The sequence below is a fragment of the Rhizobium sp. BR 249 genome, assembly GCF_047445895.1.
Lineage (GTDB): Bacteria > Pseudomonadota > Alphaproteobacteria > Rhizobiales > Rhizobiaceae > Rhizobium.
Map to the genome: position 1 here is coordinate 41,093 of NZ_JARWKX010000024.1, position 26,685 is coordinate 67,777.

The window sequence follows — 26,685 nt, forward strand, 5'->3', positions numbered from 1 at the left end:
TTTGCCGCGCCGGCAAAAACAGCGGTAGGCGGCAAGACTGCTTGAATTCACAGGCAAGAGCGCCATCTGCCCCTGAAGCTCGCCTGAGGTGCCCGCAAAAGCGCAACACCTGCACGCGCAACCCTGCGCACACGAAATCGCGTTCGCGCGTGACTGGACAGGACCTTCGGCCCTTGTCTAAGGAACGGAAAAGTCGTCAATATGTGCCGAATGTGAAATGGAGTGAGTGACTATGTTCGATGATGTTGTGGGAGCTTACGGCAGCCGCTTCCTGCTTGCCGCCGGTGGCGTCGGTCTGGCGCTTCTCCTGCTCATCCTCGCGCTCTGGCTGCTCCGCAATCGCGCGCCCTCGCCCTTCGTTCGCGGCGGCAAAAACCGCCAGCCCCGCCTGCAGGTGCTGGATGCGGCTGCCGTCGATACCCGCCGCCGGCTGGTGCTGGTTCGCCGCGACGATGTCGAGCACCTGATCATGATCGGCGGCCCGACCGATATCGTTATCGAAAGCCGCATCCTGACCGAGACGGCCGGACAGGCGGAAAGCGCCCACCGTCCGCAGCCCGCCGATGAGCGTCCGATACCGGCCGCGCGGCCGGAAACGCCGCCCGCCCCTGCAGCTCGCCCGCCTGTCGCGGCCCGCGTCGAACCGGCCCCCGAGCCCTCGTTCTCCACACCCGTGTCGCCGGAACCGCGCCCTCGTCCCGAACCGCCGGCCCAGCCGGTCGTCGCGTCCCCGGTGGCCACGAGCCCTCTTCCGGTTGAGCCCGCAGCATCTCCTGCGATAGCCTCTCTGGCGGCAGAACGCGACAATCCGCTGCGCGCCGTCCCGCCCTCGCCGCGCCCGTCGGAACGTCCCGCTCCGCCTGCTTCCGCGCAGCCCGCGCCGTACCGGGACGCGGCCAGTGCCGCCGAGATCCTCGATGCTGCCCGCCAGCGCGTGCTGCCGCAGCAGCGCATCGAACCTGAGGTCTCCGCCCCGCCTGTCCAGAGCACGCCGGCGGCCGCGCGCACGGCGACGGCCGAGGACGATGCGGCTGCGCAATCGGCAGCGGCGATTCGGCGTGATTTCCAGCGCGTGCTGGAAGAGGAGATGTCGAACAACCTGACGGCCGAACGCGTTGTGCCGGCGCCGGCAAACCAGGCGCCGCGCCAGGCCGCGCCGCAGCCCGGCAACCTGCCGCGCCGTGACCCCGATCTTGCGCCGATCACCGGCGCCGACACCGAACTGCAGAAGGAAGTCGCCCGCATCTTCGGGGAAATGAGCGTCAACCGCGACAAGTGAGGGAAGCGCCCCGCGCTCCTGCCCGCATCATCAAGTTGCATAAAAGTCGCAAGTCTGCGGCTTTCAATTGCGGAAAGCAGCGGGGACTCCCATCCGCTCCGATCATTTGTTATTCCTCGGGTTGAAGAGCGTTGGCGCACCGAGGTTCATTTTGCCTAAGTAAATACCGGTCTCACTCCAGTTTCACCCGTACTTCGGGACAGCGATGCGCTGCCGGGGTATGACTATGTTCATCGGGTGGTGGCGAGAGACCGGTTTGGCATTGTTATTTTGTGCCATGCGCAGCTCCGCTGCCTCCGCTGCCTCAGCTCTTCAGCCGCCCAGAACATCGCCACGCCGCGCCCGCAAGGGCTTTCTCATGCACCATCCTGGTGGACTTCCGACAGGAAGACCAACGCGATATGTGCAAGACGCTTCGGGTCCGATGGACCATCATTCCGACAACAGCACCTCAGCCCTGGATTGCATGCGGCGGATGCGGAGGCCTCAGAGCCTTCCAATCCAGCGACAAGATCCGGCTCAACGCCAACGGCCGCAAACTGGATGCCTGGCTCATCTACAAATGCCTGGCCTGCCAAAGAACGTGGAACCGGCCGATCCTGGAACGCCAGAATGTCCGCACCATCGATCCCGCAATCCTTGACGCGTTACAGTCCAACGATCCGGATTGGATTCGGGCGGAAACCTTCAATCTCGAAGCACTGCGACGCAAATCGCAACGCGTGGACGAGTTCGCCGACTTCGAAGTCACCAAAGAAATCCAGCAGGACGTTCCGGAGTGGACGCGTTTGGAAATCGAACTGACGATTCCGTTTCCGATCAGCATCCGTCTCGACCGCCTGCTGGCGTCCGAGCTGAAGCTTTCCCGTTCCCGGCTGCAAGCCCTTCACGAAAGCGGCATGCTTCGCACGGACCCCGGCCATGCGGACCTCATTCGGCGGCGAATCAGGAATGCGGTGCTTATTGGGATCGACCTCGCTGGGGAGGCGGACCGCGAACAATCCTGGAAGCCCTTGGCGACAGGAGATCCCGCGTAACAAAAAGGCGCCGCGATCGGTCGCGGCGCCTTCTTCTGTTTCATGCCTGCATGAAAATCGCTATTCGTCGCGATAGACTTTTTCGCGACGTTCGTGGCGCTCTTGCGCCTCGATCGACAGCGTCGCGATCGGGCGGGCATCGAGACGCTTGAGGCCGATCGGCTCGCCGGTTTCCTCGCAGTAGCCGTAGGTGCCGTCCTCGATGCGCTGCAGCGCGGCGTCGATCTTGGAGATCAGCTTTCTCTGCCGGTCGCGGGCGCGAAGTTCGATCGCCCGGTCTGTTTCCGATGACGCACGGTCGGCGAGATCGGGATGGTTTGCGCTTTCCTCGGCCAGGTGGTCGAGTGTCTCGCGCGCTTCTCTAAGGATATCATTTTTCCAGGCTACCAGCTTCGCCCTGAAGTAGGCACGCTGGTTTACGTTCATGAACTCTTCCTCTTCCGAGGGAACGTAATTGCTAAGATCGATCTTCTCACTCAACGCGATTCTCCTGAAGAACATCTCATGGCGGGCTGTATATCCCAAGCGCTGGCCGCGATTCAAGCCAAATACGACAGGTAAACAGATTTTTAAATCTGTTACATTTTCCGGCTAACGGTCTATTTTATCATCGTTATTCCGGCTGCCGTTTTTTGCTTCGCCTTCAAAACGCCGTGTTGTCGGCCAGGTTTTGGGCAGCCGTTGCACGCTTGGCGGTTGACGGCGGCTGATCGCAGCCGTTAGTGAAAAGACTTGCTCGATCCTGGATTTGCCCATGACCGTACCCCTGCCTCCGCCTAACCGCATCTATCTCCTGCGTCATGCCGAGGCGGCCTGGGCCGAACCCGGACAGCGCGATTTCGACCGGCCGCTCAATGAGAAGGGCTATGGCGATGCCGAGATCATCGCCGATAAGGCCGCCGACAAAGGTTTTCGCCCTGATCTCCTGATCAGTTCGACGGCTCTGCGTTGCCGCGCCACTGCCGATGCCGTCCACCGCGCGATGGGTGTCACGCTCGACGTGCGTTACGTCGATGCGCTCTATAACGCCACGGTCGGCACCTATATCGAGATCATCGATGCGCAGGATGCGGCAGCCGTCATGCTGGTCGGCCACAACCCGACGATCGAGCAGGCACTGGAGGCGCTGATCGGCCACGAAGCGATGGTGAGCGCCCTTCCCGGCGGCTTCCCGACGGCCGGCCTCGCCGTTCTCGATTTCGACGTATCGGCGACCGCCTGGCGCCTGACCGATTTCCTAGTCGTCTGAAGCTTTTGCCGGGAATTGCGTTAAAACAAGAAGATAGAGAATTTTCGTGATTCGAAGAAAAACGGAAATGCTCTAGATCCGCTTCTTTTTCGGGCGGAGCTCTCTTCCTATATTGCCGGCAGTCATCAACCGGAATCGCGCCTTGCCGCCACGCCTGACATCCCTCGCCGACGACGCCCGCATCGCGTTGGACAATCTCGCCGACAGGGCGAGCGGTCTCGTCAATCCGACCGTGCGGCTCGGCGTCACCGGCCTCTCCCGCTCCGGCAAGACGGTCTTCATCTCGTCACTGGTCCATAATCTCTTGCATGGCGGCCGCCTGCCGCTGTTCGAGCCGGTACAGTCCGGCCGCGTCTCGGCGGTGCGGCTGGAACCGCAGCCGGACGATGCCGTGCCGCGTTTTCAATACGAGGACCATATCCGCGCACTGGTGAAGGACCGCATCTGGCCGGATTCGACCCGCGCCATCTCCGAGCTGCGCATCACGCTGGATTATCAAAGCGCCAGCGGCTGGAACCGCCTGTTCTCGCCCGGCCGCCTGTCGATCGATATCGTCGATTATCCCGGCGAGTGGCTGCTCGACCTGCCGCTGCTCGGCAAGGATTACCGCACCTTCAGCGAGGAGACGATCGCGCTTGCCGAAACCGGCGTCCGTTCCGAGCTGTCGCGCGGCTGGCTGGAGCTCACGCGTTCCGCCAATATCCATGCCGATGCCGACGAGATGGTCGCCCGCGATCTCGCCACCGCCTTTGCCGATTATCTCATGGCCTGCAAGGCCGACGAGCGCTCGCTTTCCACCCTGCCGCCCGGCCGCCTGCTTCTGCCCGGCGATCTAGACGGTTCGCCGGCGCTGACTTTTGCGCCCCTGGCCTTGCCGGCGAGCCGACATCCTGGCCGCGGTTCGCTCTGGGCGATGATGGAGCGGCGCTACGAGGCCTATAAGTCGGTCGTCGTCAAACCCTTTTTCCGCGAGCATTTCGCCCGGCTCGACCGTCAGATCGTGCTGGTCGATGCGCTGCAGGCAATGAACCGCGGTCCCGAGGCCGTGCAGGATCTGGAGCGCGCGCTGACAGACGTGCTCGCCTGTTTCCGCCCCGGCACCAATTCGCTGCTCTCTTCGCTGCTCGGCCGCCGCATCGACCGCGTGCTGGTCGCCGCCACCAAGGCCGATCATCTCCATCATGAGAGCCACGACCGGCTCGATGCGCTGACCCGCCGCCTCGTCGATCGCGCCATCGCCCGCATCGGCATGGCGGGTGCGGGCATCGATGTGATGGCGCTGGCCTCCGTGCGCGCCACCCGCGAGGCCACCGTCAAGCGTGACGGTCATGAACTGCCTGTGATCGTCGGCACGCCGATGGAGGGCGAAACCATCGCCGGCGAGCGCTTCGATGGCCAGAAGAAGACCGCGATCTTCCCCGGCGACCTGCCGGAAGATCCGGAAAACCTGTTTGACCGCATTGCTTCGGGCAAGACCGTTGAGCCCCTGCCCGACGTCAATGTCGTCAGGTTCCGCCCGCCGCATCTCGAAGAATCCGGCGGCGGCATCAAGCTGTCGGTGCCGCATATCCGCCTCGACCGCGCCATGCAGTTCCTGTTCGGAGACCGTCTCGCATGAGCAAGCCCCCATCCGATTCGCCTCGCCGCCCGCCCGCCGCCTTCACCTATGAGGAAGAGACTGCGGAACCGCGCGAAAATGGCCGCGGGCCACAGGCGCGGCGCAAGCCGGAAAGCTTCTCCGAGAACATCGTCGTCACGGCGGATGAGGACGATCCCTTCCTCAATCCCGACAAGGATCTGAGCGCGGTGCCGGTCGCAACGCCGCTGAAGAGGCGAACCTCCTTCGGCAAGATCGCCGCCGGCGCCTTCGGCATCCTGCTGTCGCTCGGCATCGGCCTCTGGACCGACCGGCTGATCCGCGATCTCTTCACCCGCGCCGATTGGCTGGGTTATGTCGCTCTTGGCGTGCTCGCCATCGGCATCCTCGCCGTGCTTGCCCTCGTCATCCGCGAAACCGCGGGCATGATGCGCCTTGCCGCCGTCCAGACCATCAAGGCCGACGCAGAGGCCGCCATCCTCGAAACCAGGCCGGCAAAGGCGCGCGCCGTCGTCGGGCGTCTCTGCACTCTCCTTTCGGCCAATCCCGAAACATCGAAGGGCCGCGCGACGCTGAAGGCGACCGAGGGCGAGGTCATCGATTCCCCGCATCTGATTGCGCTCGCCGAACGCGAACTGCTCGCCCCGCTCGATCGCAAGGCCCGGGCGCTCATCGTCAACGCCTCCAAGCGCGTCTCGATCGTCACCGCCGTCAGCCCGCGCGCCGTCGTCGACCTGCTCTATGTGCTCTATGAGGCCGTGCGTCTCATCCGCGCCATGGCCGAGCTCTATGGCGGCCGTCCCGGCACGCTCGGCATGTTCCGCCTGCTGCGCGATGTACTGGCTCACCTTGCCGTCACCGGTTCGATCGCCGTTGGCGACAGTCTCGTCCAGCAGGTGCTCGGCCATGGCTTGGCCTCCAAGCTCTCGGCCCGACTCGGCGAAGGCGTCATCAACGGTCTGATGACCGCCCGCATCGGAATCGCGGCCATGGATCTCTGCCGCCCGCTCGCCTTTCACGCGCTGAAACGGCCGGGAATCGGAGATTTCATCGGCGATCTCACGCCTTCGATGTCACCGCGCGGCAACACTCCTTGAACAACGGAACAGTTCTGCAGCTTTTGCCATCCCCAAGGTAAGGTTGGATAAATTTAAGTAAATCCAATGCATTAGCGATAAAAATCTAAAATCCGGACGGCTCCCAGCCTCGGCATTTCCTCGCATTCCGCCATGATGGAAAGGAAGGATTAACCATTATTCGGCAAAACTTACACTCAATTCGTGAGTGGTGTTTGCCAAGGAAAATCCATGTATTCGCGCAAGTTTCTCTTCGTTTGCGGCCTGGCCGCCGCGGCATTGTCTCCTGTCGCAGATGTCGCTCCGGCAGCCACGGCTGCGACCCGTGACAAGGCTTTCTTCGAATCCGTCACCGGCTCCTGGAAAGGCCCGGGCGAGATCGTCGCCGGCAAGTACAAGGGTACGAAATTCACCTGCAACCTGACCGGCGAACCGACCGACGACAGCAGCACCGGCATCAAGCTTGACGGCACCTGCCGCGTCGGCGTCTTCAAGCAGCCGATGACCGCCGTCATCTCGCAGTCCGGCTCCACCTACAAGGGCAAGTTCCTCGACGGCGCTGCCGGCAAGGGCCTCGACGTCGTCTCCGGCGCCGTGACCGAGGATACCGTCGTCGTCGGCATCAACCGCGCCAAGCTGAACGGCGCGATGATCGCTCGCGTGCGAGACGACAAGACGATGAACATCACCGTCTCGGTCAAGGTCGAAAGCCAGATGATCCCGGTCATCGGCCTGACATTGACCCGCCAGGTCGACGAAATCGCCGTCGGCTCCATTCAGTAAAACGGGATTGCAGGATCGTCCTGAAGCGGCGGGTTTTCCCGCCGTTTTCCGTTTCAGGCCTTCCGCCACCAGTCACGGCTGCCATCGGCAGTCTCGATGCCGGCCACGTCGGCCTCCGAGAGCCAGTCGCCGATTGCCCTGCCCTTGACCAGAAGGTCGGGCGCGATATCGGCCAGCGGCATCAGCACGAAACCGCGTTCGGTCATACGCGGGTGCGGCAGCTCCAGCCGCGGCGCGTCCTGAACGACATCGCCATAGGTCAGCACGTCGATATCGAGTGTGCGCGGCCCCCAGCGCTCGATACGCTCGCGTTTCATCTCGCGCTCGATCGACAGGCAGACATCAAGCAAAGCCTCAGGGGGAAGCAAGGTCTCGACGGCAGCGCAGGAATTGAAGAAGAAGGATTGGTCGGTCTTGCCCCAGGGCGGCGTGCGATAAAGCCGCGAGACGGCGGCGACACGGCAGTCGTCCCGCCGGTCCAGGCTTTGCAGCGCGGCGGCCATCGCCTTTACCGGATCGCCGATATTGCCGCCGAGGCCGAGGGTGGCCGATTGCCATGCAGCCTCAGGCAAAGTGCTCAACGCTCACCTGCACGAAATCGAGTACGCCGGGCACCGGCGCATTCGGCTTGCGCACCGTGATCTTCGCCCGCCGCACCTGCGGAAATTTCTGACAGAGCCCCTTGGCGATATCGAGCGCCAAGGCCTCGATCAGGTAGCGGCGTTTGCCGGTAACGATCTCCTCGATCACCGTGAAGGCGATGCCGTAATTGACGGTGTCGTCGATCGAATCGCTTTCCAGCGCCTCGCCGCCGACGACATCGAGCTCCGCATCGACGAAGAAACGCTGGCCGAGGAATTCCTCCTCGTCATGCACGCCATGGCGCGCGAAGAAGGCGCAGTTCTGCAGCGTGATCGTGTAGGTGGTCATGTCGGCCGCGTCCTCTCGAAATCCTGGCGGGCATTGAGCATAGCATCAGCGATATCGAGCGCATCCCTGTTGATTGCGACATTGTGCACGCGGAAAACCGCAGCCCCCTGAAGCCGCAGCAACGCGCTTGATGCAGCCGTCGCCGCGTCCCGGTCCGGCGCCTCCCGCCCGGTCACGGCGCCGAGAAACCGCTTGCGCGAGGTGCCGGCGAGCAGCGGCAGGCCGAAACGGGAAAGTTCGGAAAACCGCGCCATCAGCTCCAGGTTCTCCTCTGCCGTCTCCTTGGCGAAGCCGAAACCCGGATCGAGCACGATACGGTCGCTGTTGACGCCCGCTGCCGCGGCAATCGCAAGCGATGCTTTGAGGAAATGCACCTGGTCGGCGATCACGTCGGGAAGCTTCGCCCTGTCGCGGCCGGTATGCATGATGCAGAGCCCGGCCCCGGTCGCTGCGGCGATATCGGCAATATCGGGCTCCTTCTGCAGCCCGAAGACATCATTGACGATATGAGCGCCGGCGCTAACCGCAAGCCGCGCCGTCTCGGCGCGATAGGTATCGATTGATATCAGCGCCTCGGTGCGCCCGCGCAAGGCCTCGATGACGGGCAGCACGCGCGCCTGCTCCTCGGAAGGGCTTACGGTTGCCGCGCCCGGCCTGGTCGATTCGCCGCCGATGTCGATGATGGCAGCGCCGTCGCTGACTGCCTGTAACGCATGAGCAACAACCGCATCCACGCTTTGGAAGCGCCCGCCATCGGAAAAGGAGTCCGGCGTCACGTTGATGATCGCCATGATCGCCGAGCGACGGCCGAGTTCGATCTCCCGGCCATGGGCGACGCGCCATAAACTGCCTTCGAGCCCTGTCACCAGACTTATCCCATTGATGACGAAAAAACCGTCATCCGATATTGCGCTTGTGGTGGCTATGCCCCAAGCTCCAGCCGATTTCAACACGGGTTGCGTTCAGAATGCCGCTTGCAGTGCGTAATATGGTTCTTCCTGTCGCCTTTTCCATTGCTCTTTGCCTCTGCGGCCCAGCGGCAGCCGAAGTAATTGCATCGAAAAGCTATTCCTATTTCGACATTCGCGGCAAAACGGCGGATGAGCTCGACCGCGAACTCAGCCGGCGCGGCCCGACGGCGAGCGGCTCCTCGGCGCGCCATCCAGGCGCCACGAAGATCCGCTTCGGCGGCGAAGCCACCTATATCCAGGATGACGGCCGCTGCCGCGTCGGCAACGTCAAGGTCACCGTCCATACCCAGATCATCCTGCCGCGCTGGAGCAGCCGCAAGGGCGCCAGCAAAGAGCTGTCGATGATCTGGGATGCGCTGTCGAGCGATATCAAGCGCCACGAGGAGCGCCACGCCGAGATCGCCCGCAACCAGGCCCGCGCCATGGAGCGCGCCATCCGCGCATTGCCGGTCCAGCGCAGCTGCGAAGCCATGCAGGAACTCGTTTCCAACGAATCAGCTCGCGGTATAGAGGAGCACGACCGGCAGCAGGCGCAATTCGACCGGGTAGAGGCGGTCAATTTCCAGAAGCGCATGCTGAGATTGCTGAACAATCGAATCAACGGTCGAGCCGGCGCAAAATAGGGCTTTCTCAACTCTTCTGCGAGCGGAAAAACTTAGCCGCGCAACGAAACCTGTGCGAAACTTGCGCCCTCCCCAGCGTTTTAATGGTCATTTTTCATCCTGGCAGACTCAACCGGAACGCGTTAATATGAACACATTCGAAAGTTCAGGTACGGCATCTGCACTTTCATCGCTGGGTTCTCCTGGCGCGTTCCGAAGCCGCGGATGTTCCTCCCTCATCCGTTGGTAATGCGCCCGCCTCGCCTCGCTCGCACCAGCGCGCGAGGCGTCTTTTTTGTGCCATACGAAGATCTGACAGCGACGATTGTTGAAACGCGGGCGCGCTTGGAGCGCCGCGTATCCTTTCGGATGCACAAAGGACGCTCCAACTCTTCCAGTCCTCGCATCGCGCTTTCCGAAAACCGATTCCGATTTTCGGGTCGATGCGTTCAGGCCTGGCGTTCCGGCACGTGCACAACGAGCCCGTCATAGGCGGCCTTCATCCTGATCTGACAGGACAGCCGCGAGGTCGGGCGGACATCGAAGGCGAAGTCGAGCATGTCTTCTTCCATCGCCTCCGGCTGACCGACCTTCTCGGTCCACTCCTCGTCGACATAGACATGACAGGTCGCGCAGGCGCAGGCGCCGCCGCATTCCGCCTCGATGCCGGGCACCGAGTTGCGCACGGCATTCTCCATGACGGTGGAGCCTTGGTCGACGTCGAGGTCGAAGCGCGTGCCGTCGAAGGCGACGATGGTAAGTTTGGGCATCAGGACTATTTCCGGTCTTCTAATGGATGGGCGGATTTTCTTCCGACAATTCGACGCGTCAGTCAACATTCGGAAACTGGCCATAGCCTCGCAGATCGAGCCCTCGCCCGCCGTCTTCATAGCGTCATGAGGGACGTCGCAAAAAGACCCGTGGTTTCGCAATGAAACAACGGGCCTCGTTCGGACGATGGCTGGAAATGGCTCAGCCGCGGCAGAGCTTCAGGATGAAATTCTCGGCGTCGACGACGGCGGCGCCGAGCGCTGCCATCGCTCCGGCATCGCAGCCGGCTTCCTCGACGGCTTCCGCCGTCTGCGACACGCGGAACGCGCCGACGGAGCTTGCCGCCCCTTTGAGCCGGTGAGCGGCAGCGCCCGCGCGGCTTGTTTCACCGCTTGCTATATCTTGAAGGCAGGCGCGCGCCTGGCGCGCAAACATCTGAAGGACTTCGATTTCCAGCGTCTTGTCGCCCATCGTCTGCTTGGCGAGATGGACCAGGTCGATCGGCCGGACCTTCGAGGGACAGGGTCCCTTCGCATTGTCCGGCGCCTCGAATACGATGTTCAATGCTGCCATCTGGGCTGCCATTTGCCAATTCTCCCGTCTCGTATCGTCCGCAGTTGCTACAGTTCTGCGTCAGGAGGGTGGCCATCACGTTAAATTCCGGCACATTGAGGGCGGAAATCTCGCCATATGGTTAACGTGCGTTAAACATCCCTAAATTATTGGTTTTTAAGCGAGGCGCGGGATTCAAAGATGTTAACAACGGGTTAACGAGCCGTGAATCTCAAGCCTTCATTAATTGTGTCAAGAGCCCAGATGTGTCACTACGATACTGGTAGAGCGGGTTTATGGTACGCGCCTTTGCCGAGCGAGTGGATAATGGTAGTGTTTTGATACCTTCCGTTTGAAAAGCGGCTATCTATTCTGAAATGACATGCTTATCCGTCCGCGGTTGGGATGGAAGGCTGGAACGGCGAAGTCGTTATCCGGGTAAGGCGGAACCCCGGGATGCGGTGCCGGACTGGCTGACAGTAACGAGGCATAACCGAATGGCGAACAACAAATATAATGAGTCGATCGAGGACAAGGCGTTCAAGGCATTGGACGAGGCGCTTCAGATCGATTTCGGCAAGGAAAACGTGCCGTCTCGCCGCGGCAGCGCGCCCCAGGCCCCGGAGGCTAATGTGTCTGAACCATCCAATGCGCGTAACCAGCAGGCCCAGGAAGAAGCTCAGCGCCGCAACCGGCGCGGTGGCGCCGGCGAGCAGGCTTCCAGGGCTTCGGCCTTTGCCCCGGCCAATGACGCCAGCCGCAACACGCCAGCCTCCATCCTGAAATCCTTCGACGGCGCCTCCAGCCGCTCGGCCGTGCGCACCGCCACGCTCTTCTCCGTCCTTTGGGTCATGGGCGGCCTCGGTCTGATGTCGCTGCTTTATGCGCCGCAGATCTGGCAGATCCGTTCGATCGCCGATCTCGTCGCCCTACCCAGCGTCATCGCCGGCCTCGTCGGCATCATCATTCCGGTGATGATGTTCTATGCCTTTGCCATCATGATCTCCCGCGCCCAGGACATGCGCAACGCCGCCCGCTCCATGGCGGAGGTGGCATTGCGCCTCGCAGAGCCGGAAACCATTGCCTCCGAGCGCATCATGACCGTCGGCCAGGCCGTGCGCCGCGAAGTCTCCGCGATGAACGAGGGCATCGAGCGCACCATCGCGCGCGCCTCCGAGCTGGAAACGCTCGTCCATTCCGAGGTCAACGCGCTCGAACGCTCCTACGCCGACAACGAACTGCGTGTGCGCGGCCTCGTCCACGAACTCGGCTCCGAGCGCGAAGCGATCGTCAACCATGCCGACCGCATCCGCACCTCGATCGGCAGCGTCCACGACCAGCTGAAGGAGGAGCTGTCGCTGGCGACCGAAGAGATCGCCGTGCGTCTCGCCACGTCGGGCGAAGCCTTCGCTTCGCTCATCGACACGCGCGCCGCGACGATCCTCGAAAAATCGGACGCCGCGCTGCAATCGATGGGCAGCCTGCTCGCCGCCAAGACCGACAGCCTGCTTCAGACACTGAACGCGTCCGGTTTTGCGCTCGCCACCGAATTTGACGACCGCCTCGAAGCGCTTTCGGTCAATCTCAATGAACATGGCGAAAGGCTGCTCAGCCAGTTCGAGACGCGCGCCTCGACCATGGACAGCAGCACCGAGAAGCTGAACGCGGCGCTGAACGAGCGCACGCATCAGCTGAACGAGATCCTGATCGCTCGCACGCGCGAGATCAATGAGAGCCTGACCTCGGGCGAACGCACCATCAGCGGCACGCTCGACGACGTCCTGTCGAAGCTGAACAGCGCGCTCGACGAAAAGGGCGCAAGCTTCCGCCAGAGCCTGCAGAGCACCGCCGACGATGCCGTCATGGATCTCGACGTCCGCTCCGGCTTCTTCGAGGAGCGGCTGCAGACGACCGTCGCCCAGCTGTCGACCGCCTTCGACGAGCGCGTGGCCGAATTCACCAGCGCTTTCGACAAGCGCACCGGCTCGCTCGACACCAAGCTGATGGAGAGCCTTGCCCGCATCAACGAGACGCTGACCGGCGGTTCGGATTCGATTGAGGGCATCCTGAGCTCCGGCATCGAGCGGATCGGCTCCTCGATGACCGACCAGTCGCTGGCGCTCGCCACCGCGCTCGCCACCGGCCATGAAGTGCTGGAAAGCGCGCTCGGCACCCGGACGGACGAAATCACCACCGCACTCGCCAGCCGCACCGGCGAACTGACCTCGGCGCTGCAGAGCGCCACTTCGGACATCGCGCTGGCGCTTGCATCTGGTACCTCCGACCTGCAGAACAATCTTCAGGCCCGCTCGGCCGAATTCCGCGACACGCTGCGCACCACCACCACCGATCTCACGACCGCCGTTGCCGCCGGCACCGAGCAGGTCACGACGGCCTTCGGTGGCCGCGCCGAGGAGCTGACCGGCGTCCTGGCCGCGCGCGCCGCAGAAATCCGCGAAGCGCTCGGCACGGCCCACGAGCGTATCGACAGCGTCATGGCGGAGCGCGGCGACGCGCTGGTCGATGCACTGACCACCCATCACGGCCGCTTCGAGGAAGCGCTGACCAGCCGCTCCGACGCCATCATCAATGCCGTCTCAGGCACCCATGACCGTCTTGCCGAAACGCTTGACGAAAAGGCGATGGCGCTCGCCATTTCCTTGAACGAGAGCCAGGCCCGCATCGAGGATACGCTCGAAACCCGCTCCGAGGCGCTGCTCAGTGCCGTGTCCGGCACCCATGACCGCCTTTCCGAAACACTTGATGAAAAGGCGATGGCGCTCGCCATCTCCTTGAACGAAAGCCAGAGCCGCATCGAAGACACGCTGGAAACCCGCTCCACGGCCTTCCTGAACGCGGTCACGGGCACACATGATCGCCTGTCGGAAACGCTGGATACGAAGGCGGCGACCCTGACGGCCTCGCTCGACGAGCGCCATGCGCGCATCGAGGATGCGCTCGGAACGCGCGCCGAAGCATTGCTGAACAGCGTGTCCGGCACGACCGACCGGCTTGCCGAAACGCTCGATGAAAAGGCGATGGCGCTTGCCATTTCCTTGAACGAGAGCCATGCCCGCATCGAGGATACGCTCCAAACCGGTTCCGCGGCCCTGCTGAACGCCGTCTCCGGCACCCATGACCTCTTTGCCGAGACGCTGGAAGGCAAGGCGGCGGCCTTCGCCACCTCGCTGAACGAGACCCAGGCACGCATCGAAGATACGCTCGAGACCCGCTCCGCAGCCTTGTTGCATGCCGTCTCCGGTACCCATGACCGCCTCTCCGAGACCCTTGATGAAAAGGCGATGGCGCTTGCCATCTCATTGTCCGAGACCCAGGCACGCATCGAAGATACGCTGGAGACCCGGTCGGCGGCGCTGCTGCATGCGGTATCCGGCACCCATGAGCGCCTGTCCGAGACGCTCGACGAGAAGGCGATGACGCTCGCAATCTCTCTCAACGAGAGCCAGTCCCGGATCGAAGACACGCTGGAAGCCCGCTCCGAAGCCTTCCTCAAGGCCGTCTCCGGCACGCATGAGCGCCTCTCCGAAACGCTCGACGAGAAGGCATCGGCAATTGCCGCCTCGCTCAACGAAGGCCAGAGCCGTCTGCAGGATACGCTGGAAACCCGCTCGGAATCCTTCCTCAGCGCGATCTCCAGCACCCACGACCGCCTGACCGAGACCTTCGACGACCGGGCGATGGCGCTTGCCATCTCGCTGAACGAGAGCCAGAGCCGTCTCGAAGAAACCCTGACATCAGGCGCCGATGCGATCACCAATGCCGTCTCCGGCACGCATGAACAGCTGAACGGTGTGCTCGATCAGAAGGCAGCCGCCCTCGCCGCTTCCTTGAACGACGGCCAGGCTCGCCTCGAGGAGGCCCTGGGTCATCGCACCGCCGCGATTATCAACACTGTCACCGCCAGCCACGACCGCCTCACCGATTCGCTCGATGAAAAGACCATGGCGCTCGCCATTTCGCTCGACGACAACCAGAGCCGCTTCGACAGCGCGCTGGAAGCCCGCAGCAACGCCATGATGGAAGCCGTCGCCAATGCCGAGGCCCGTGTTGCCGGCGCCTTCGCCGACAAGACCGACGCGATCCACGCCGCCTATACCGACAATCAGCAACGGCTTGAAAATGCTCTTTCCGGGCACAGTGCGGCTCTCTCCGGCGTCCTCGATGCCGGCGGCGCCCGCTTCGAGGATATCGTCGGCGGCCTGACCGGCCGTATCGAGGGCCGCCTGGCCGATGCCCATGCGCGGCTCGGGGGCCTTGCAGACGAGGCCGCGGCGCGTATCGAAGGCGGGCTTGCCTCCGCCCATGACCGCATCCGCAACACGCTCGACGATCGCGCCAACGCCATCGACCTGACGCTGAACCAGGCCCATGCTTTGATCAGCGATACACTGACCGAACAGGCGACCAGTATCGGCACCTCGGTTGCGACGAGCGTCAGCATGCTCGAAATGTCGCTGGAGGAGCGCGAAGCTTCGATCCGCCAGGCGATCGATGCCAGCGCCCAGACATTGGAAGAGCGCATGCATGCCGGCGCCGGCCAGATCGCCGGTCGCTTCCAGGAAGCCGCAAGCGCGATTTCGACATCCGCCCAGAATTTCTCCTCGCATCTCGACCAATCCGTGGAAAGCCTGACCGGCCGTTTCGAGGAAACCGGATCGCGGGTCGAATCTGGCCTTGCGGCGATCGAGACCCGCATCCGCGACGGCGTCGGCGGCGTTGCCGAAAAGGTGGAAACGGTCGGCAGCCAGCTCTCCGGCGTGCTTTCCGACGGCATCTCCCGTCTCGGTGCGCTGAGCGAAGACGCCACCCGGCGCTTCTCGGCGACGCTCGAAGGCAGCACCGCAAACCTCACCCAGGCGATCGACAGCCGTACCGCCAATCTGGCCGAGACGCTGGACAGCCGCACCTCGATGCTCACCGGCGCCATCGACGGCCGCACGGCGAGCCTCGGCGAAACCCTCGATCGCGGCAATGAACGCATCGAGGAACGCCTCTCCACCATGGACCGCGCCTTGACCGTCGGCCTCGACGCCGTCAACCGCACCATCGAAGGCAAGGCCGCCGGTCTCGCCTCGACGCTGCGTAGCGCGGTTGCCGATGCGGCCCAGGGCATGGAAGGCGAAGCGACGAGAACCACCGAACTGCTCGGCAGGACAGGCCAGCAATTCGCCGAGGATCTCAACACCAAGAGCGACGAATTCACCCGCACCATGGACGAGCGCTCGTCGCAGATCGTCACCCGCGTCGCCGAGGCCCAGAGCCGGCTGGCAAGCCAGGCCGCCGCCGTCGCCCAGACCTTCTCGGAAGCCGGCAACGCCATCGTCAACAAGGTGGCCGAGGCCGAGACCATCGTCGGCACCCAGGTCAATGCGATCTCCAAGGCTCTGTCGGATGCCGGCCAGTCGCTTGAAGCGCGCGGCGACGCCATCCGCTCGACGCTGTCGGGCGCCGGCAGCGAGATTTCCACCACCATGGCGGATGTCGAGCGCGCCCTCGAGGCACGCAGCAGCGCCATCCGCTCCAATCTCGAAGAGCGTGTCCGCGAGATCGATACGACGCTCTCGGACATCGACCGGGCGCTCGAAGCGCGCGGCAATTCGATCCGCACGACGCTTGAAGAACGCAGCCGCGACCTCAACTCGATGCTGTCAGGCCGCTCGGTCGAACTGACGCGCATCCTCGACGAGACCGCCCGCCCGATCATCGACCGCTACACCGATGCCGGCGAGCAGGCCGCCGCCCGCATCACCGCGGCCGCCAACCTCAGCGCCGACCGTCTGCGCGCCGAAAACGAAGCGCTCGCCAGCGCCGTTGCCGCCCGCACCGAAAACGTCGCCAATGCCGTCAGCGCGATCGAGAACAGCCTGGTCGCCAACGTCAACGGGCTCGTCGAGCGCATGTCGGAAAGCAGCGCGGCGATGGCGATGATGATGAACCGCGCCGCCGAACAGCTGACGAGCGTCGACGGTCGCCTCGGCGATACCACCACACGCTTCGCCGACTCCGCCACCAAGGCCGCCGAGATGGTTTCCGCCTCGACCAGGCTTCTCGAAGGCAAGGTCGATCGCCTGTCCGACATTTCGGGCCAGACGCTGGCGCAGGTCGGCAGCATCATCGGCCGCTTCGACGAGCACTCCAAGGTTCTGACCCAGGCCTCGCATCTTCTCGGCGCCGCCCAGTCCAACCTCGCCTCGACGCTCGAAGAGCGCGAAAGCGCGCTGCAGGCGCTCTCCGTCGGCCTCGTTCAACGCTCCGGCGAGATCGAGAAGACCATGCGCGGCCTCGGCGGCATGATCGAGACCGTGTTCGAGCGGGCGGAGCAGCGCTCCAGCCAGGTCACCGGCAATCTTCGCCAGGGCGTGCAGTCCTCCTTCGCCGATATCGGCCGTATTCTCACCGAAACCGAGAAGCGCGCCCAGGAGGCGGCCGAGACGATGCGCGAGGCGATCACCCGCGCCGGCGACGAAGCCAATACGACGATCGACGGCACCTTCGCCAATGTCGAGCGCCGCTCCGGCGATCTGTCCAACCGCATTCGCGGCGGTCTCACCGCCTCGCTGTCGGAAGTCGAGCGCATGCTCGGCGAGGCAGGCCGCGCCTCCGACGGTGCTGCCCAGCACATGCGGGAATCGCTGCGTGAAGCGATCGAGGATGCGGTCGGCCGTTTCTCCGGCGCCACCGACGACATTCGCCGCTCGGCAGCCGATATCCGCAATGAGCTCGATGCCACCCGCGCCGAACTGAAGCGCGGCGCCTTCGACCTTCCCGAGGAAGCCAAGGAAAGCGCCTCGGCCATGCGCCGGGCCGTCGCCGAGCAGATCAAGGCGCTGCAGGATATCTCCCAGCTCGTCGGCCGCACCAGCCAGCAGCTGGAGATCTCCGAGCCCGTCGCCCGCACGCTCGCCCAGGCGCAGCCGGCTCCGCGCCCCGCTCAACCGGCAGCAGTCCAGCCGCAGCCGCCGGCAGCCCGTCCGCCGATCGAGGCAACCGGCCTGCGTGGAACGATCGCGCCATCCGTACCCGCTGCCGCTCCCCAGCGCGCCGCCCAGCAGCCGGCGCCGGCTCGCCAGGAACCGGCCCGCCAGGAACCGGCCCGTCCGGAAAGCGAAAGCGGCGGCTGGATCAGCGATCTCCTGCGCGGCGCCTCGCGTGAGGAACCTGCCGAGGAGGCGCCCGCCCGCGCCCCTGCCCGCCAGGCCGAAGCGGCAGCACCGACCGCCCGCAGCAGCGACATCCGCAATCCGCGCCATGTCGTGGAATCGCTGAATTCGCTCTCGGTCGATATCGCCCGCGCCATCGATCACGACGCCTCGGTCGATCTCTGGCGGCGTTACCAGCGTGGCGAGCGCGACGTCTTCACCCGCCGCCTCTACACGCTGAAGGGCCAGCAGACCTTCGACGAGATCAAGCGCAAATACGACCGCGAACCGGAATTCCGCACCGCCGTCGACCGCTACATCGGTGATTTCGAAAAACTGCTCGCCGACGTCGCCCGCACCGACCCGAACCAGACCGTCTCGCAGTCCTACCTGACCTCGGACACGGGCAAGGTCTACACGATGCTCGCCCACGCCGCAGGCAGGCTCAGCTGAGCCTGCTCATAACCGTCGATCTATTCGACCGAACTGGACAGAAAGCCGCCGCCATACATGTCGAGCGGCTTTCATTCGTCGCAAGAGCGTAACCGAAAACATCCTGATTTTGAGGCATCCGAAATGACCAAGGCCCTGCTTATCATCGATGTGCAGAATGCCATTCTCTCCGGAAAAGCCACGCCGGAACGCCAGCCGCAAGTCGATACCGCGCTTGATGAAACGGTTGCGCGGCTGGCATCGCTCCAGGAAAGGGCGAGACAGGCGGGCGTACCGGTCGTGCTGGTGCAACATGACGGCGACAGCGGCCATCGATTGGCCGTCGGCACGGAAGGATGGGCGTTGCGCGAGGAGATCGCGGCGAAACGAGGCGAGGTCGTCGTGCGCAAGAAAAGCGCCGACTCCTTCTTCGAAACCGATCTGGCCGAACGCCTGAACGAGCGGTCGGTCACCCACCTCGTCATCGGTGGCTGCATGTCGCAATTCTGCGTCGACACAACGGTCAGGCGCGCCGTTTCCCTCGGCTACGACGTGACGCTGATTGCCGATGGCCACATGACCGGCGATACGGCGACCCTCACCTTTTCAGAGATTATCGCCCACCACAATGAAACGCTCGACGGTTTCGACGCGGGCAAGGCAACGGCAGGAATCCGTTCTGCCGCCGACATTGCCTTTTCATAGATTTTAGGGCCGCCGGGACCAAGGCGGTCCCGATCTTCCGTCTTTCACCGATCGGCTGCTATACCCCAATTGTAAATGCAACGATCGAGGCCGATGGCGATTTCGAGCACCAGGACGTCGTGGTCGGCGGCAGGCCCCTTCTTCGGTTGCGACCGGTAGCGCTGCGGAAAGTCGGTGCGCCGCGAGATCGAGCAGACCTCCATCCATTTGTCGCCATTGTTGATCTCGATATCCATCGTCACGTCAGAATAGGCCGGTAGCCGATCAGACGGCACGATGCGCGTCGGCAGATGGATTAGCTGTGCGATCATGCGGCGCACCGGTTCGAGGCAGGCGGCGTGATAGTCGTTGCCGCTGTCGGCCGTGAAGGCGCATTGGAATTCGAGCTGCCAGAATTCCTTCAGCCGCATATGTTTGCTCGGCTGCTCCTGCTCACGGCGATAGGACCGGCCCGCCTGCCAGACGCAGAGCGGCAGCCGCGTCTTCGAGTGATTTCCGAGAATGTGCTGCATATAGGCATAGGTCGATGGTGTAGTCTCCGGCCTCAGCACCAGCGCGGTGTCGTTGGCGGAAAGCTGTTCCTGAACCCAGATATCAGCGTTCGAATAGGCGCTAGATACCAACGACCGCGGCATCAGCGCCGGCGCCTCGACCCTGCGTACATCCCAAGCAGGATTGATGGATCTGAGAAAGCTGCGGATTTCTTCGGAGAAGAAGCCGATCATATGATCGCGCATACGGATTTCGCGCTCCTCCCAATGGACGAGCGAATTGACATGATAAATATTGAGCACGGGCGCCGATCTCCTTGGCAACCTTGATGATGTGTGAGGGGCTTTACGTCCAGCGGCGCGCAGGACGTCTATCGCGCCCCGACGTCACAGCAGGACGCAGAGACCTCGTCCGCCAAGGGCGCGAGCGATCGCAACCTGCAGGCAGGTGCGATCACAACGGGAGAAAGGCGCGCTCTTCATGCTCATCGCGAACTTTCTACGCGCGACCTACAGCATTGTCAAAACCGAAGATTGCGAAACGGCGGAACGGAGCTGTGGATGACCCTTTTTTATTGCCCTCCGTCCTTCATTCCGTCACAAACTTTTTCAATGCGCTACGATCAAGTGAACGGCTCGTTCGATCACTGGGCTCCTTTGACCAAACGATAGAGACAGCAACATTGATGACCAAGACGACCTCCCGGCTTCTTGCCACTGCGCTCTCCTCCGCCTTCCTGTTCAGCGCTTTCACTCTGGCTGAGGCCGGTCAGGCAAGCTTCGTCGTCGATGTGCATTCAGGGCAGGTCCTCGAAGCCTCCAATCAGGATGAGCTGAACTATCCGGCGTCGCTGACCAAGATGATGACGCTCTATCTCGCTTTCGAGGCCCTGCATGACGGGCGCCTCAGCTGGGATCAGAAGCTCACCATGTCGGAAAATGCCGAGAGCAAGGAGCCTTTCAAGCTTGCCGTCGGCGCCGGCCGCAAGGTGACGCTGCGTGAAGCGGTCGAAGCCATCGTCGTGCTCTCGGCCAATGATGCCGCCGTGGCGATCGCCGAACAGCTCGGCGGCTCCGAGCCGGCCTTCGCAAAGACGATGACGGACAAGGCGCACCAGCTCGGTATGAAGGATACGGTCTTCAAGAACCCTTCGGGCCTTCCCGATCCCGAGCAGGTCACGACGGCGCGCGATATGGCGACCCTCGGCGTTTCGCTGATGCGGGATTTCCCCGAAGATTTCAAGCTCTTCTCCATGCGCGGCTTCCAGTTTCGCGGCATGAAGCTGCGCGGCCACAACAACCTCATGTATCGCTATGACGGTGTCGACGGTATCAAGACCGGCTACACCGATGCGTCGGGCTACAATGTCGTGACATCGGCTCTCAAGGATGGCCGCCGCGTGGTCGGCGTCGTCATGGGCGAAAAGACCGCAAGCTTGCGCGACGACAAGATGGCAGGCCTGCTGGACAACTATCTGCCGTCGTCAACGGCCGGCACCGCGACAGCAGCCAGCCAGCCGGGAGCAACGATGACAGACGCGCAGCCGACGAAATAGACTGCCGCTCCAGATTGCCGCGTTAGACTATCGGAATGCCACTTCCAGGTTTTGCCGATCTTGCGAGATCACCTTGCAATTCGTCTCGAATCCTTCCCCCTTGATGGCGAGAATGAATTCCGGGGGAATGCCTGTCGTATTGGACACTGAAATCCCGGCGCTCTCCGAGCCGATGGATTTGACGGTACAGTCGATGGTCGAGCGCCGGTCGTTGAACAATATCGAACCCGCCTTCAGCACCCGCCGCCGGTCGCCGATGGCATGATCGGCGTGGATGGAGCTCCATGACACGCAACGATTCCGTCCGCCGTGTTTTGCCTGATACATCGCGGCATCCGCCTGGGCGAGCAGCGTCTCGATATCCTTGCTGACGATGGAGAGGGCCGACGTTCCCAGGCTGGCTGTCACGGTGAGCGAACCGTGATCGCCGGAAACGGGCTGTGAGCAGATGGCGGCCCTGAGCTTTTCGGCGACCGCGCCTGCCCCTTCCCGATCGACATGCGGCAGGAGAACGGCGAATTCCTCGCCTCCGATGCGGCCGAAGAGATCGCCGGCGCGAAGGGTGGCCTTGCAGATAGACGCAACCGCCTTGAGAACCGCGTCTCCCGCAGCGTGCCCATACGTATCGTTCACCTGCTTGAAATGGTCGATGTCGAAGACGATGCAGGAAAGGTCATGATGGTGGCGCAACGCGAGCGAGATGAGCTGATCGGCCTCCTGCTTGAAAGCGCGCCGCGTCATCGCCTCCGTCAGGCCGTCGGTGGCGGCCGACTGCGTGAGCTCGATGCGATCCATCGCCGCGCCCGCAAGCTCCGTGAGAATGTCGAGATCTCTACTGCTGAACGATCTTGGCCGCCGGTCGATCGCGCATACCGTTCCGATCATGTGCCCCGCCTTCGTTCGCAGGGGAACGCCGGCATAGAAGCGGATATGGTCCTCTCCCGTCACTGCGGAATGTTTTGAAAAGCGAGCATCCTTCGTGGCGTCCTGCACGATAACAGGTTCATCACAGTCCACCACGCAGCGGCAGAAGGTGTCCTCAAGCGACACCTCGTCGGCCGACAGACCGGAACAGGCCTTGTACCATTGCCGGTGCCCATCGATCAGGGATACGATGCCGATGTCGATGGAAAATATCTGCTTGATCAGGCGAACGATCCGCTCGAAGCCCTCGTCCCTGGGCGTGTCGAGAATGTCGAGCTGCTGCAACGCAGCTAGGCGAGCGCTTTCGCGCTGAATCGCTTCCGATGAGGACTTTCCGAATACGCGTGCGACCACTATGCAGCATGCCTCCTGACAGCGATAACATGCATGATGGGTTCCACAAATTCATGAAGAATTTGAATACGATGGCGGCCCCAACCTCATGGGGCCAAATATTTTTCGGAATCAGCAACCCTTGATGTCGGCGCCGCACTTACGAAACGCCATCTCAGATTGAGCGTAGCGTCCAGGTGACGATTTCGGAGGCAACCGTAGAGAAGGCGCGGTCGAGGCCCTTGACGAAACCGTCATTGCCGCCGCCGGCCGGCGCCGTGGCGCGGAACACCTTCTGGGCGCGCACCGCGCCGTTGCGGTCGTTGAGGATCTTGGCTGAAATCTCGACCACCGCCTGGTTGCCGTTCGAGGCGTCGATTTCGAAGGAGCGGATATCGGTGACGACCTGATAGTCGATCGCCAGGCCCTGCCCCGGTATGCCGACGCCGCCAAGCTTGCCCGAATTTTCGAAGGCCTCCACCAGCTTCGACTGCACCATGCGCGGGAGCTTGTCGCCCCACTGCGCCCGCGAGAGATACTGGATTTCCGAAGACGAAACGCGGATGACGATCTGCTCGCTGTCGAGCGCTCTGAGTGCCGTCGGGCCGGCGATCAGGATCTGGCGGGATTTGGCAGCAGGCCCATCGCCATCGACGGCCGCAGAGAGATCATAGGTATCGTTCTTGGCTGAGGTGCCACAGCCCGACAGGATCAACGCAGTCAGCGGCAGCGCGACCACCGTTCCCTTGATCCACGAACGGCGCGACAACAAATGCGATGCGACCATATACGCTACCCTGCCTTCCCGTTAACGCCGCGTCCGGCCGTCATATTGCTTCACTGTGTCCCCGCCGAAGATCAGGCGTTGCGGGTTGCGGTCGAAGTTGGTGATCGTATCGTTCAGATTGTTCACGGTTCCACGCATGTCGTTGACGAGCGTCTGTACATCGCGCAGGCCGCCGCTCGAGAACTTCTGCAGATTGTCGGCGATCGGCCCGATGCGCGAATTCAGGTTGTCGGCGACCTTCTTAAACGATTCGAGCGTCGCGCGCGCCTCGGTGAACAGCGATTGCGTATTGTCGGTGCCGAGCAGCGCGTCGACCTTGATGAGAATGCCGTCGATGCGGGTCGAGGCCGAGTTCAGCTTGTTGGTAAGCTGCGAGACGTCCTGGATCGTCTGGTCGATGTCTTTCTTGCGGGCCGAAACCGTATCGGCGACATCGCGGATCGAAGCGACGGCGGTGCGCGCATCCTTGGTCGCCTGCGCTATGTCGTCGACGGAGCCTTTGATCTTTGCCGGGTCGATCTGGGCGACGAGCGTGTCGACGCGGTCGAGCGTCGCCTGCGCCTGCTTGCCGAAATTGTTGAAGGTGGTGGCCGTCTCGTCGAACTTCTGGATCGCGCCCTTGAGGTCGCCCGATGCGTCGGCGACATTGGCCGTGATCTTCTCGGCATTGGAGACGATGTTGTCGATCTTCTGAGCGTCGACCGCCTTAACCAGCGATTCCACCGCTTGAAGCGTCGAATCGACACGGCCGGAAACCGCCTTCACCGTATTGGAGAGTTCGCCGACGCTCTGCAGGAAGGCGTCGATATTATCGGAATTCTTGGCGAGCGCATCCGAGAAGGTCTCTGCATTCTTGAACGTCTGGGTCAGCGGAGCGCGCGAATCCTGGATGAACCCCTGGAGTTCGCCGACCGCGTCATTGGCGCGATCGAGGATCTTGTCGGCCGTCGCCAGAAGATTGGTGACGCTCGACTGGTCGGCGACGATGACGGCCCGTTTGCCGTTGTCGATCGCGTGTTTCAGAATGCTTTCCTCGCCCTTGCGGCCGCCGGACAGTTCGATATAGGCGGCACCCGTCAGGCCCTGGATTTCAAGCGCGGCCTTGGTGGAAGGGTAGATCGGCGCATCGGTGCGCACCTGGGTGAAGGCCAGTGAATATTGCGGATCGTCGGCATCGATCGACAGTGTCTGCACCGAGCCCACCTGGATGCCGTTGAAGCGCACCGGCGAGCCGACGCTGAGGCCGTTGGCCGAGCCCGGAATACGCACGATCAGTTCCGTCATCGGGCCACCGCGGCCGTATTCGGCCATCCAGTAGACGAAGCCGAAGGCCGCCGCGATCACCAGCACCGTGAAAAAACCGACGATCGTATAATTGGCTTTGGTTTCCATCTTATCCGGTCACTTTCCGCTGCTGCCGTGCCGCGCGGCATCGTCCTGCGGCACGATCGATCGCGCCCGCTTACCTTTGAAATAGGCCTGCACCCATGGGTCGTCATAGGCCAGCATGTCGTCGATCGTGCCTTCCACCATTACCCGCTTCTTTCCGAGCACGGCAATACGGTCACAGACCGAAAACAGGCTATCGAGGTCATGTGTGACCATATAGACGGTCAGCCCCAGGCTATCGCGCAGGTTGGCGATCAGTTCGTCGAATTCGGCGGCGCCGATCGGGTCGAGGCCCGAGGTCGGCTCATCGAGGAAGACGAGTTCCGGATCGAGCGCCAGCGCGCGGGCAAGGGCTGCACGCTTGATCATGCCGCCGGACAGTTCGGAGGGGTATTTGTCGGCAGCGTCGGCCGCGAGCCCCACCATGCGGATCTTCAGATGCGCCAACTCGTCCATCAGCGAGCGCGGCAGATCGAGATATTCGCGCATCGGCACCTGGATGTTTTCCTTCACCGTCAGCGACGAGAACAGCGCCCCCTGCTGGAACAACACGCCGAGCCGCATGTCGAGCGCGTTGCGCTGCGGTTCGTCGAGTTCGTCGAAATCCTGGCCGAGGATCTTGATCGTGCCGGAGCGGCGCGGCAGGAGCCGCAGCACGGTTCGCATCAGCACCGATTTGCCTGTGCCCGACGCGCCGACGAATCCGAGGATCTCGCCGCGATAGATATCGAGGTTCAGATTGTCGAGCACCACTTTCGAACCGAAAGCAACGGTGACGTCGCGCGCCGAGAGCACGATATCCCTGCCCTGTCCTTCGTTTTCGATCGGTTGCTCGTCCACGCTGCCCGCCATGCTAGAAATCGATCGCTGCATAAAACATCGCAAAAAGCCCGTCCATCAGGATGACGACGAAAATCGCCTTCACCACGGAGGCCGTCACGTGCTGGCCGAGCGATTCGGCGCTGCCGCCGACCTTCAGCCCTTCAACGGCAGCGACGATGCCGATGACGAGCGCCATGAACGGCGCCTTGATCATGCCCGACAGCACGGTCGACAGCGTCACCGCTTCGTGCAGGCGCGCCAGGAAATTGGCGAAGGTGATGCCGGAATAACCCCAGGCGACGACGGCAGCCCCTGCCAGCGAAGCGAAGTTCGCCAAAACAGTCAGAAGCGGCAGCGCGATGGTCAGCGCCACCAGCCTGGGGAAGATCAGCACGCCGATCGGGTTCAGCCCCATCACTTTCAACGCGTCGATCTCTTCGCGCATCTTCATCGAGCCGATTTCGGCGGTGATCGCGCTGCCGGAGCGGCCGGCGATCATGATCGAGGTCAGCAGCACGCCGATTTCGCGCAGCTGCAGGATACCGACGAGATCGACGACGAAAACCTCAGCCCCGAAATAACGCAGCTGGAAGGCGCCCTGCTGGGCGATGATCGCACCGATCAGAAACGACATCAGCAGGATGATCGGAACGGCGCGCACGCCCATATGGTCGATCTGGTTGACGATCGAAGCCGGCGAAACGCCGCTGCCGCGCCCGAGCTTCATCTGCGCGCCGCGCACCGCCGAGCCGAGGATATACATGGAGGCGGCGAGATTGTCCCAGATGTCGTAGGTCATCTTTCCCACAGGCGTGAAGATGCGCGTGGCCAGCGAGACCTTTTCCCTCTGCTCCGGCTCCACTTTGGCCGGCTCCTCGGAAAACATTTCCAGCATTTCGTCGATATGCGGATTGGTGCCGACGAATCGGATCGTCCGCCCGGCGGACTCCTCTTCCTTCTTCAGACGGCACAGAAGCCAGATACCGGCGGTGTCGATGTCTGATACATTCGACAGGTCGACCGTCAAATTGCCGGCCTTCTGACGCAGAAGCTTTTCAAGATCGCGCAGAACGAAATGCACATAGGCGCTGCGCCAGTTGCCGCTGAGACGCACATGCTGCCCCGAACCATCGGCATGGTCGTCCACTTCAAGCGAGGCGGCGTTGCGGTTCTCGGCGTTCAAGATACTTGTGTCTTTCAAGGCTTACGGCGACATTGCCGACTCGCGAAGCGGTCGTT

At 62.8% G+C, this 26,685-nt stretch carries 23 protein-coding genes; 10 read left to right on the plus strand and 13 right to left on the minus strand.

Annotated features, from left to right (window positions below):
• The first annotated feature begins 232 nt into the window (after window positions 1–232).
• A complete protein-coding gene (locus tag QD408_RS21015) occupies window positions 233–1,279 on the plus strand; it encodes a flagellar biosynthetic protein FliO (RefSeq protein WP_414140634.1) in 1,047 nt (348 codons plus the stop codon).
• A 401-nt stretch (window positions 1,280–1,680) separates the two neighbouring features.
• Window positions 1,681–2,316 carry a DUF1062 domain-containing protein gene (locus tag QD408_RS21020; protein WP_414140635.1) on the plus strand — a complete coding sequence of 212 codons (636 nt, stop codon included), beginning with the start codon at window positions 1,681–1,683 and terminating at the stop codon, window positions 2,314–2,316.
• A gap of 60 nt (window positions 2,317–2,376) precedes the next feature.
• On the opposite strand, the gene dksA is transcribed toward QD408_RS21020, so the two are convergent.
• Window positions 2,377–2,796 (minus strand): RNA polymerase-binding protein DksA, encoded by a 420-nt coding sequence (gene dksA / locus QD408_RS21025; protein WP_008525884.1) that lies wholly within the window; start codon window positions 2,794–2,796, stop codon window positions 2,377–2,379.
• A gap of 111 nt (window positions 2,797–2,907) precedes the next feature.
• Window positions 2,908–3,072: a hypothetical protein gene (locus QD408_RS21030; protein WP_414140636.1), complete on the minus strand. Its 165-nt coding sequence runs from the start codon at window positions 3,070–3,072 to the stop codon at window positions 2,908–2,910.
• On the opposite strand from QD408_RS21030, the gene QD408_RS21035 reads away from it, so the two are divergent.
• The 4 genes from QD408_RS21035 (at window position 3,071) to QD408_RS21050 (ending at window position 7,021) form a co-directional block, all read left to right on the plus strand.
• The gene (locus QD408_RS21035) at window positions 3,071–3,565 is read left to right on the plus strand and encodes a SixA phosphatase family protein (RefSeq protein WP_414140637.1); all 495 of its coding nucleotides are present in this window, start codon (window positions 3,071–3,073) and stop codon (window positions 3,563–3,565) included. The genes QD408_RS21030 and QD408_RS21035 overlap by 2 nt on opposite strands.
• Window positions 3,566–3,707: 142 nt before the next feature.
• A complete protein-coding gene (locus QD408_RS21040; protein ID WP_414140638.1) occupies window positions 3,708–5,183 on the plus strand; it encodes a YcjX family protein in 1,476 nt (491 codons plus the stop codon).
• Window positions 5,180–6,259 (plus strand): YcjF family protein, encoded by a 1,080-nt coding sequence (locus QD408_RS21045; RefSeq protein ID WP_414140639.1) that lies wholly within the window; start codon window positions 5,180–5,182, stop codon window positions 6,257–6,259. Before QD408_RS21040 ends, QD408_RS21045 begins: the two co-directional genes overlap by 4 nt.
• A gap of 210 nt (window positions 6,260–6,469) precedes the next feature.
• A complete protein-coding gene (locus QD408_RS21050) occupies window positions 6,470–7,021 on the plus strand; it encodes a hypothetical protein (RefSeq protein WP_088681177.1) in 552 nt (183 codons plus the stop codon).
• A gap of 53 nt (window positions 7,022–7,074) precedes the next feature.
• On the opposite strand, the gene folK is transcribed toward QD408_RS21050, so the two are convergent.
• Genes folK through folP form a run of 3 tightly spaced genes read right to left on the minus strand, consistent with a single transcriptional unit; the run spans window position 7,075 to window position 8,817 of the window.
• A complete protein-coding gene (gene folK, locus QD408_RS21055; RefSeq protein ID WP_414140665.1) occupies window positions 7,075–7,593 on the minus strand; it encodes a 2-amino-4-hydroxy-6-hydroxymethyldihydropteridine diphosphokinase in 519 nt (172 codons plus the stop codon).
• The gene (gene folB, locus QD408_RS21060) at window positions 7,586–7,951 is read right to left on the minus strand and encodes a dihydroneopterin aldolase (RefSeq protein WP_088681175.1); all 366 of its coding nucleotides are present in this window, start codon (window positions 7,949–7,951) and stop codon (window positions 7,586–7,588) included. The genes folK and folB overlap by 8 nt, the downstream gene beginning before the upstream one ends.
• Window positions 7,948–8,817: a dihydropteroate synthase gene (folP, locus tag QD408_RS21065; RefSeq protein WP_414140640.1), complete on the minus strand. Its 870-nt coding sequence runs from the start codon at window positions 8,815–8,817 to the stop codon at window positions 7,948–7,950. The genes folB and folP overlap by 4 nt, the downstream gene beginning before the upstream one ends.
• A gap of 101 nt (window positions 8,818–8,918) precedes the next feature.
• On the opposite strand from folP, the gene QD408_RS21070 reads away from it, so the two are divergent.
• The gene (locus QD408_RS21070) at window positions 8,919–9,545 is read left to right on the plus strand and encodes a DUF922 domain-containing Zn-dependent protease (protein ID WP_088681173.1); all 627 of its coding nucleotides are present in this window, start codon (window positions 8,919–8,921) and stop codon (window positions 9,543–9,545) included.
• 428 nt (window positions 9,546–9,973) lie between these two features.
• Here the strand turns inward: QD408_RS21070 and QD408_RS21075 are convergent, their stop codons facing one another.
• Complete coding sequence (locus QD408_RS21075) at window positions 9,974–10,294, minus strand: 2Fe-2S iron-sulfur cluster-binding protein (RefSeq protein ID WP_011425597.1); 321 nt, start codon at window positions 10,292–10,294, stop codon at window positions 9,974–9,976.
• Between the two features lie 202 nt (window positions 10,295–10,496).
• The gene (locus QD408_RS21080; RefSeq protein WP_088681172.1) at window positions 10,497–10,880 is read right to left on the minus strand and encodes an Hpt domain-containing protein; all 384 of its coding nucleotides are present in this window, start codon (window positions 10,878–10,880) and stop codon (window positions 10,497–10,499) included.
• A 464-nt stretch (window positions 10,881–11,344) separates the two neighbouring features.
• On the opposite strand from QD408_RS21080, the gene QD408_RS21085 reads away from it, so the two are divergent.
• Both QD408_RS21085 and QD408_RS21090 read left to right on the plus strand, forming a co-directional pair.
• Window positions 11,345–18,460 (plus strand): hypothetical protein, encoded by a 7,116-nt coding sequence (locus QD408_RS21085; RefSeq protein ID WP_414140641.1) that lies wholly within the window; start codon window positions 11,345–11,347, stop codon window positions 18,458–18,460.
• A 123-nt stretch (window positions 18,461–18,583) separates the two neighbouring features.
• The gene (locus QD408_RS21090) at window positions 18,584–19,144 is read left to right on the plus strand and encodes a cysteine hydrolase family protein (protein ID WP_414140642.1); all 561 of its coding nucleotides are present in this window, start codon (window positions 18,584–18,586) and stop codon (window positions 19,142–19,144) included.
• Between the two features lie 44 nt (window positions 19,145–19,188).
• Here QD408_RS21090 and QD408_RS21095 read toward each other — a convergent pair whose 3' ends face one another.
• On the minus strand, window positions 19,189–19,938 hold the full coding sequence (locus QD408_RS21095; RefSeq protein WP_414140643.1) for an aminoacyl--tRNA ligase-related protein: 750 nt from the start codon (window positions 19,936–19,938) through the stop codon (window positions 19,189–19,191).
• Window positions 19,939–20,321: 383 nt separating this feature from the next.
• Between QD408_RS21095 and QD408_RS21100 the strand changes: the two genes are divergently transcribed.
• Window positions 20,322–21,191, plus strand: a complete 870-nt coding sequence (locus QD408_RS21100; protein WP_414140644.1) for a D-alanyl-D-alanine carboxypeptidase family protein — start codon at window positions 20,322–20,324, stop codon at window positions 21,189–21,191.
• 27 nt (window positions 21,192–21,218) lie between these two features.
• On the opposite strand, the gene QD408_RS21105 is transcribed toward QD408_RS21100, so the two are convergent.
• The 5 genes from QD408_RS21105 to QD408_RS21125 all read right to left on the minus strand — a co-directional run bounded on the left by QD408_RS21105 (window position 21,219) and on the right by QD408_RS21125 (window position 26,647).
• Window positions 21,219–22,472 carry a diguanylate cyclase gene (locus QD408_RS21105; protein ID WP_414140666.1) on the minus strand — a complete coding sequence of 418 codons (1,254 nt, stop codon included), beginning with the start codon at window positions 22,470–22,472 and terminating at the stop codon, window positions 21,219–21,221.
• A gap of 151 nt (window positions 22,473–22,623) precedes the next feature.
• Window positions 22,624–23,235, minus strand: a complete 612-nt coding sequence (locus QD408_RS21110) for an ABC-type transport auxiliary lipoprotein family protein (protein WP_088681168.1) — start codon at window positions 23,233–23,235, stop codon at window positions 22,624–22,626.
• Between the two features lie 21 nt (window positions 23,236–23,256).
• Entirely contained in the window at window positions 23,257–24,627 is a 1,371-nt protein-coding gene (locus tag QD408_RS21115) for an MlaD family protein (protein ID WP_414140645.1), read from the minus strand.
• Window positions 24,628–24,636: 9 nt separating this feature from the next.
• Entirely contained in the window at window positions 24,637–25,476 is an 840-nt protein-coding gene (locus tag QD408_RS21120; RefSeq protein ID WP_088681166.1) for an ABC transporter ATP-binding protein, read from the minus strand.
• A 1-nt stretch (window position 25,477) separates the two neighbouring features.
• Window positions 25,478–26,647, minus strand: a complete 1,170-nt coding sequence (locus QD408_RS21125) for an MlaE family lipid ABC transporter permease subunit (RefSeq protein WP_190237389.1) — start codon at window positions 26,645–26,647, stop codon at window positions 25,478–25,480.
• Window positions 26,648–26,685 lie beyond the last annotated feature (38 nt).

What these genes read in the sequence shown, in the direction of transcription:
- QD408_RS21015 (WP_414140634.1), top strand. Translation starts at nt 233, where the DNA reads ATGTTCGATGATGTTGTGGGAGCTTACGGCAGCCGCTTCCTGCTTGCC.
- QD408_RS21020 (WP_414140635.1), top strand. Translation starts at nt 1,681, where the DNA reads ATGTGCAAGACGCTTCGGGTCCGATGGACCATCATTCCGACAACAGCA.
- QD408_RS21035 (WP_414140637.1), top strand. Translation starts at nt 3,071, where the DNA reads ATGACCGTACCCCTGCCTCCGCCTAACCGCATCTATCTCCTGCGTCAT.
- QD408_RS21030 (WP_414140636.1), bottom strand. Translation starts at nt 3,072, where the DNA reads ATGGGCAAATCCAGGATCGAGCAAGTCTTTTCACTAACGGCTGCGATC.
- QD408_RS21045 (WP_414140639.1), top strand. Translation starts at nt 5,180, where the DNA reads ATGAGCAAGCCCCCATCCGATTCGCCTCGCCGCCCGCCCGCCGCCTTC.
- QD408_RS21050 (WP_088681177.1), top strand. Translation starts at nt 6,470, where the DNA reads ATGTATTCGCGCAAGTTTCTCTTCGTTTGCGGCCTGGCCGCCGCGGCA.
- folB (WP_088681175.1), bottom strand. Translation starts at nt 7,951, where the DNA reads ATGACCACCTACACGATCACGCTGCAGAACTGCGCCTTCTTCGCGCGC.
- QD408_RS21070 (WP_088681173.1), top strand. Translation starts at nt 8,919, where the DNA reads ATGCCGCTTGCAGTGCGTAATATGGTTCTTCCTGTCGCCTTTTCCATT.
- QD408_RS21075 (WP_011425597.1), bottom strand. Translation starts at nt 10,294, where the DNA reads ATGCCCAAACTTACCATCGTCGCCTTCGACGGCACGCGCTTCGACCTC.
- QD408_RS21080 (WP_088681172.1), bottom strand. Translation starts at nt 10,880, where the DNA reads ATGGCAGCCCAGATGGCAGCATTGAACATCGTATTCGAGGCGCCGGAC.
- QD408_RS21085 (WP_414140641.1), top strand. Translation starts at nt 11,345, where the DNA reads ATGGCGAACAACAAATATAATGAGTCGATCGAGGACAAGGCGTTCAAG.
- QD408_RS21090 (WP_414140642.1), top strand. Translation starts at nt 18,584, where the DNA reads ATGACCAAGGCCCTGCTTATCATCGATGTGCAGAATGCCATTCTCTCC.
- QD408_RS21100 (WP_414140644.1), top strand. Translation starts at nt 20,322, where the DNA reads ATGACCAAGACGACCTCCCGGCTTCTTGCCACTGCGCTCTCCTCCGCC.
- QD408_RS21110 (WP_088681168.1), bottom strand. Translation starts at nt 23,235, where the DNA reads ATGGTCGCATCGCATTTGTTGTCGCGCCGTTCGTGGATCAAGGGAACG.
- QD408_RS21115 (WP_414140645.1), bottom strand. Translation starts at nt 24,627, where the DNA reads ATGGAAACCAAAGCCAATTATACGATCGTCGGTTTTTTCACGGTGCTG.
- QD408_RS21120 (WP_088681166.1), bottom strand. Translation starts at nt 25,476, where the DNA reads ATGGCGGGCAGCGTGGACGAGCAACCGATCGAAAACGAAGGACAGGGC.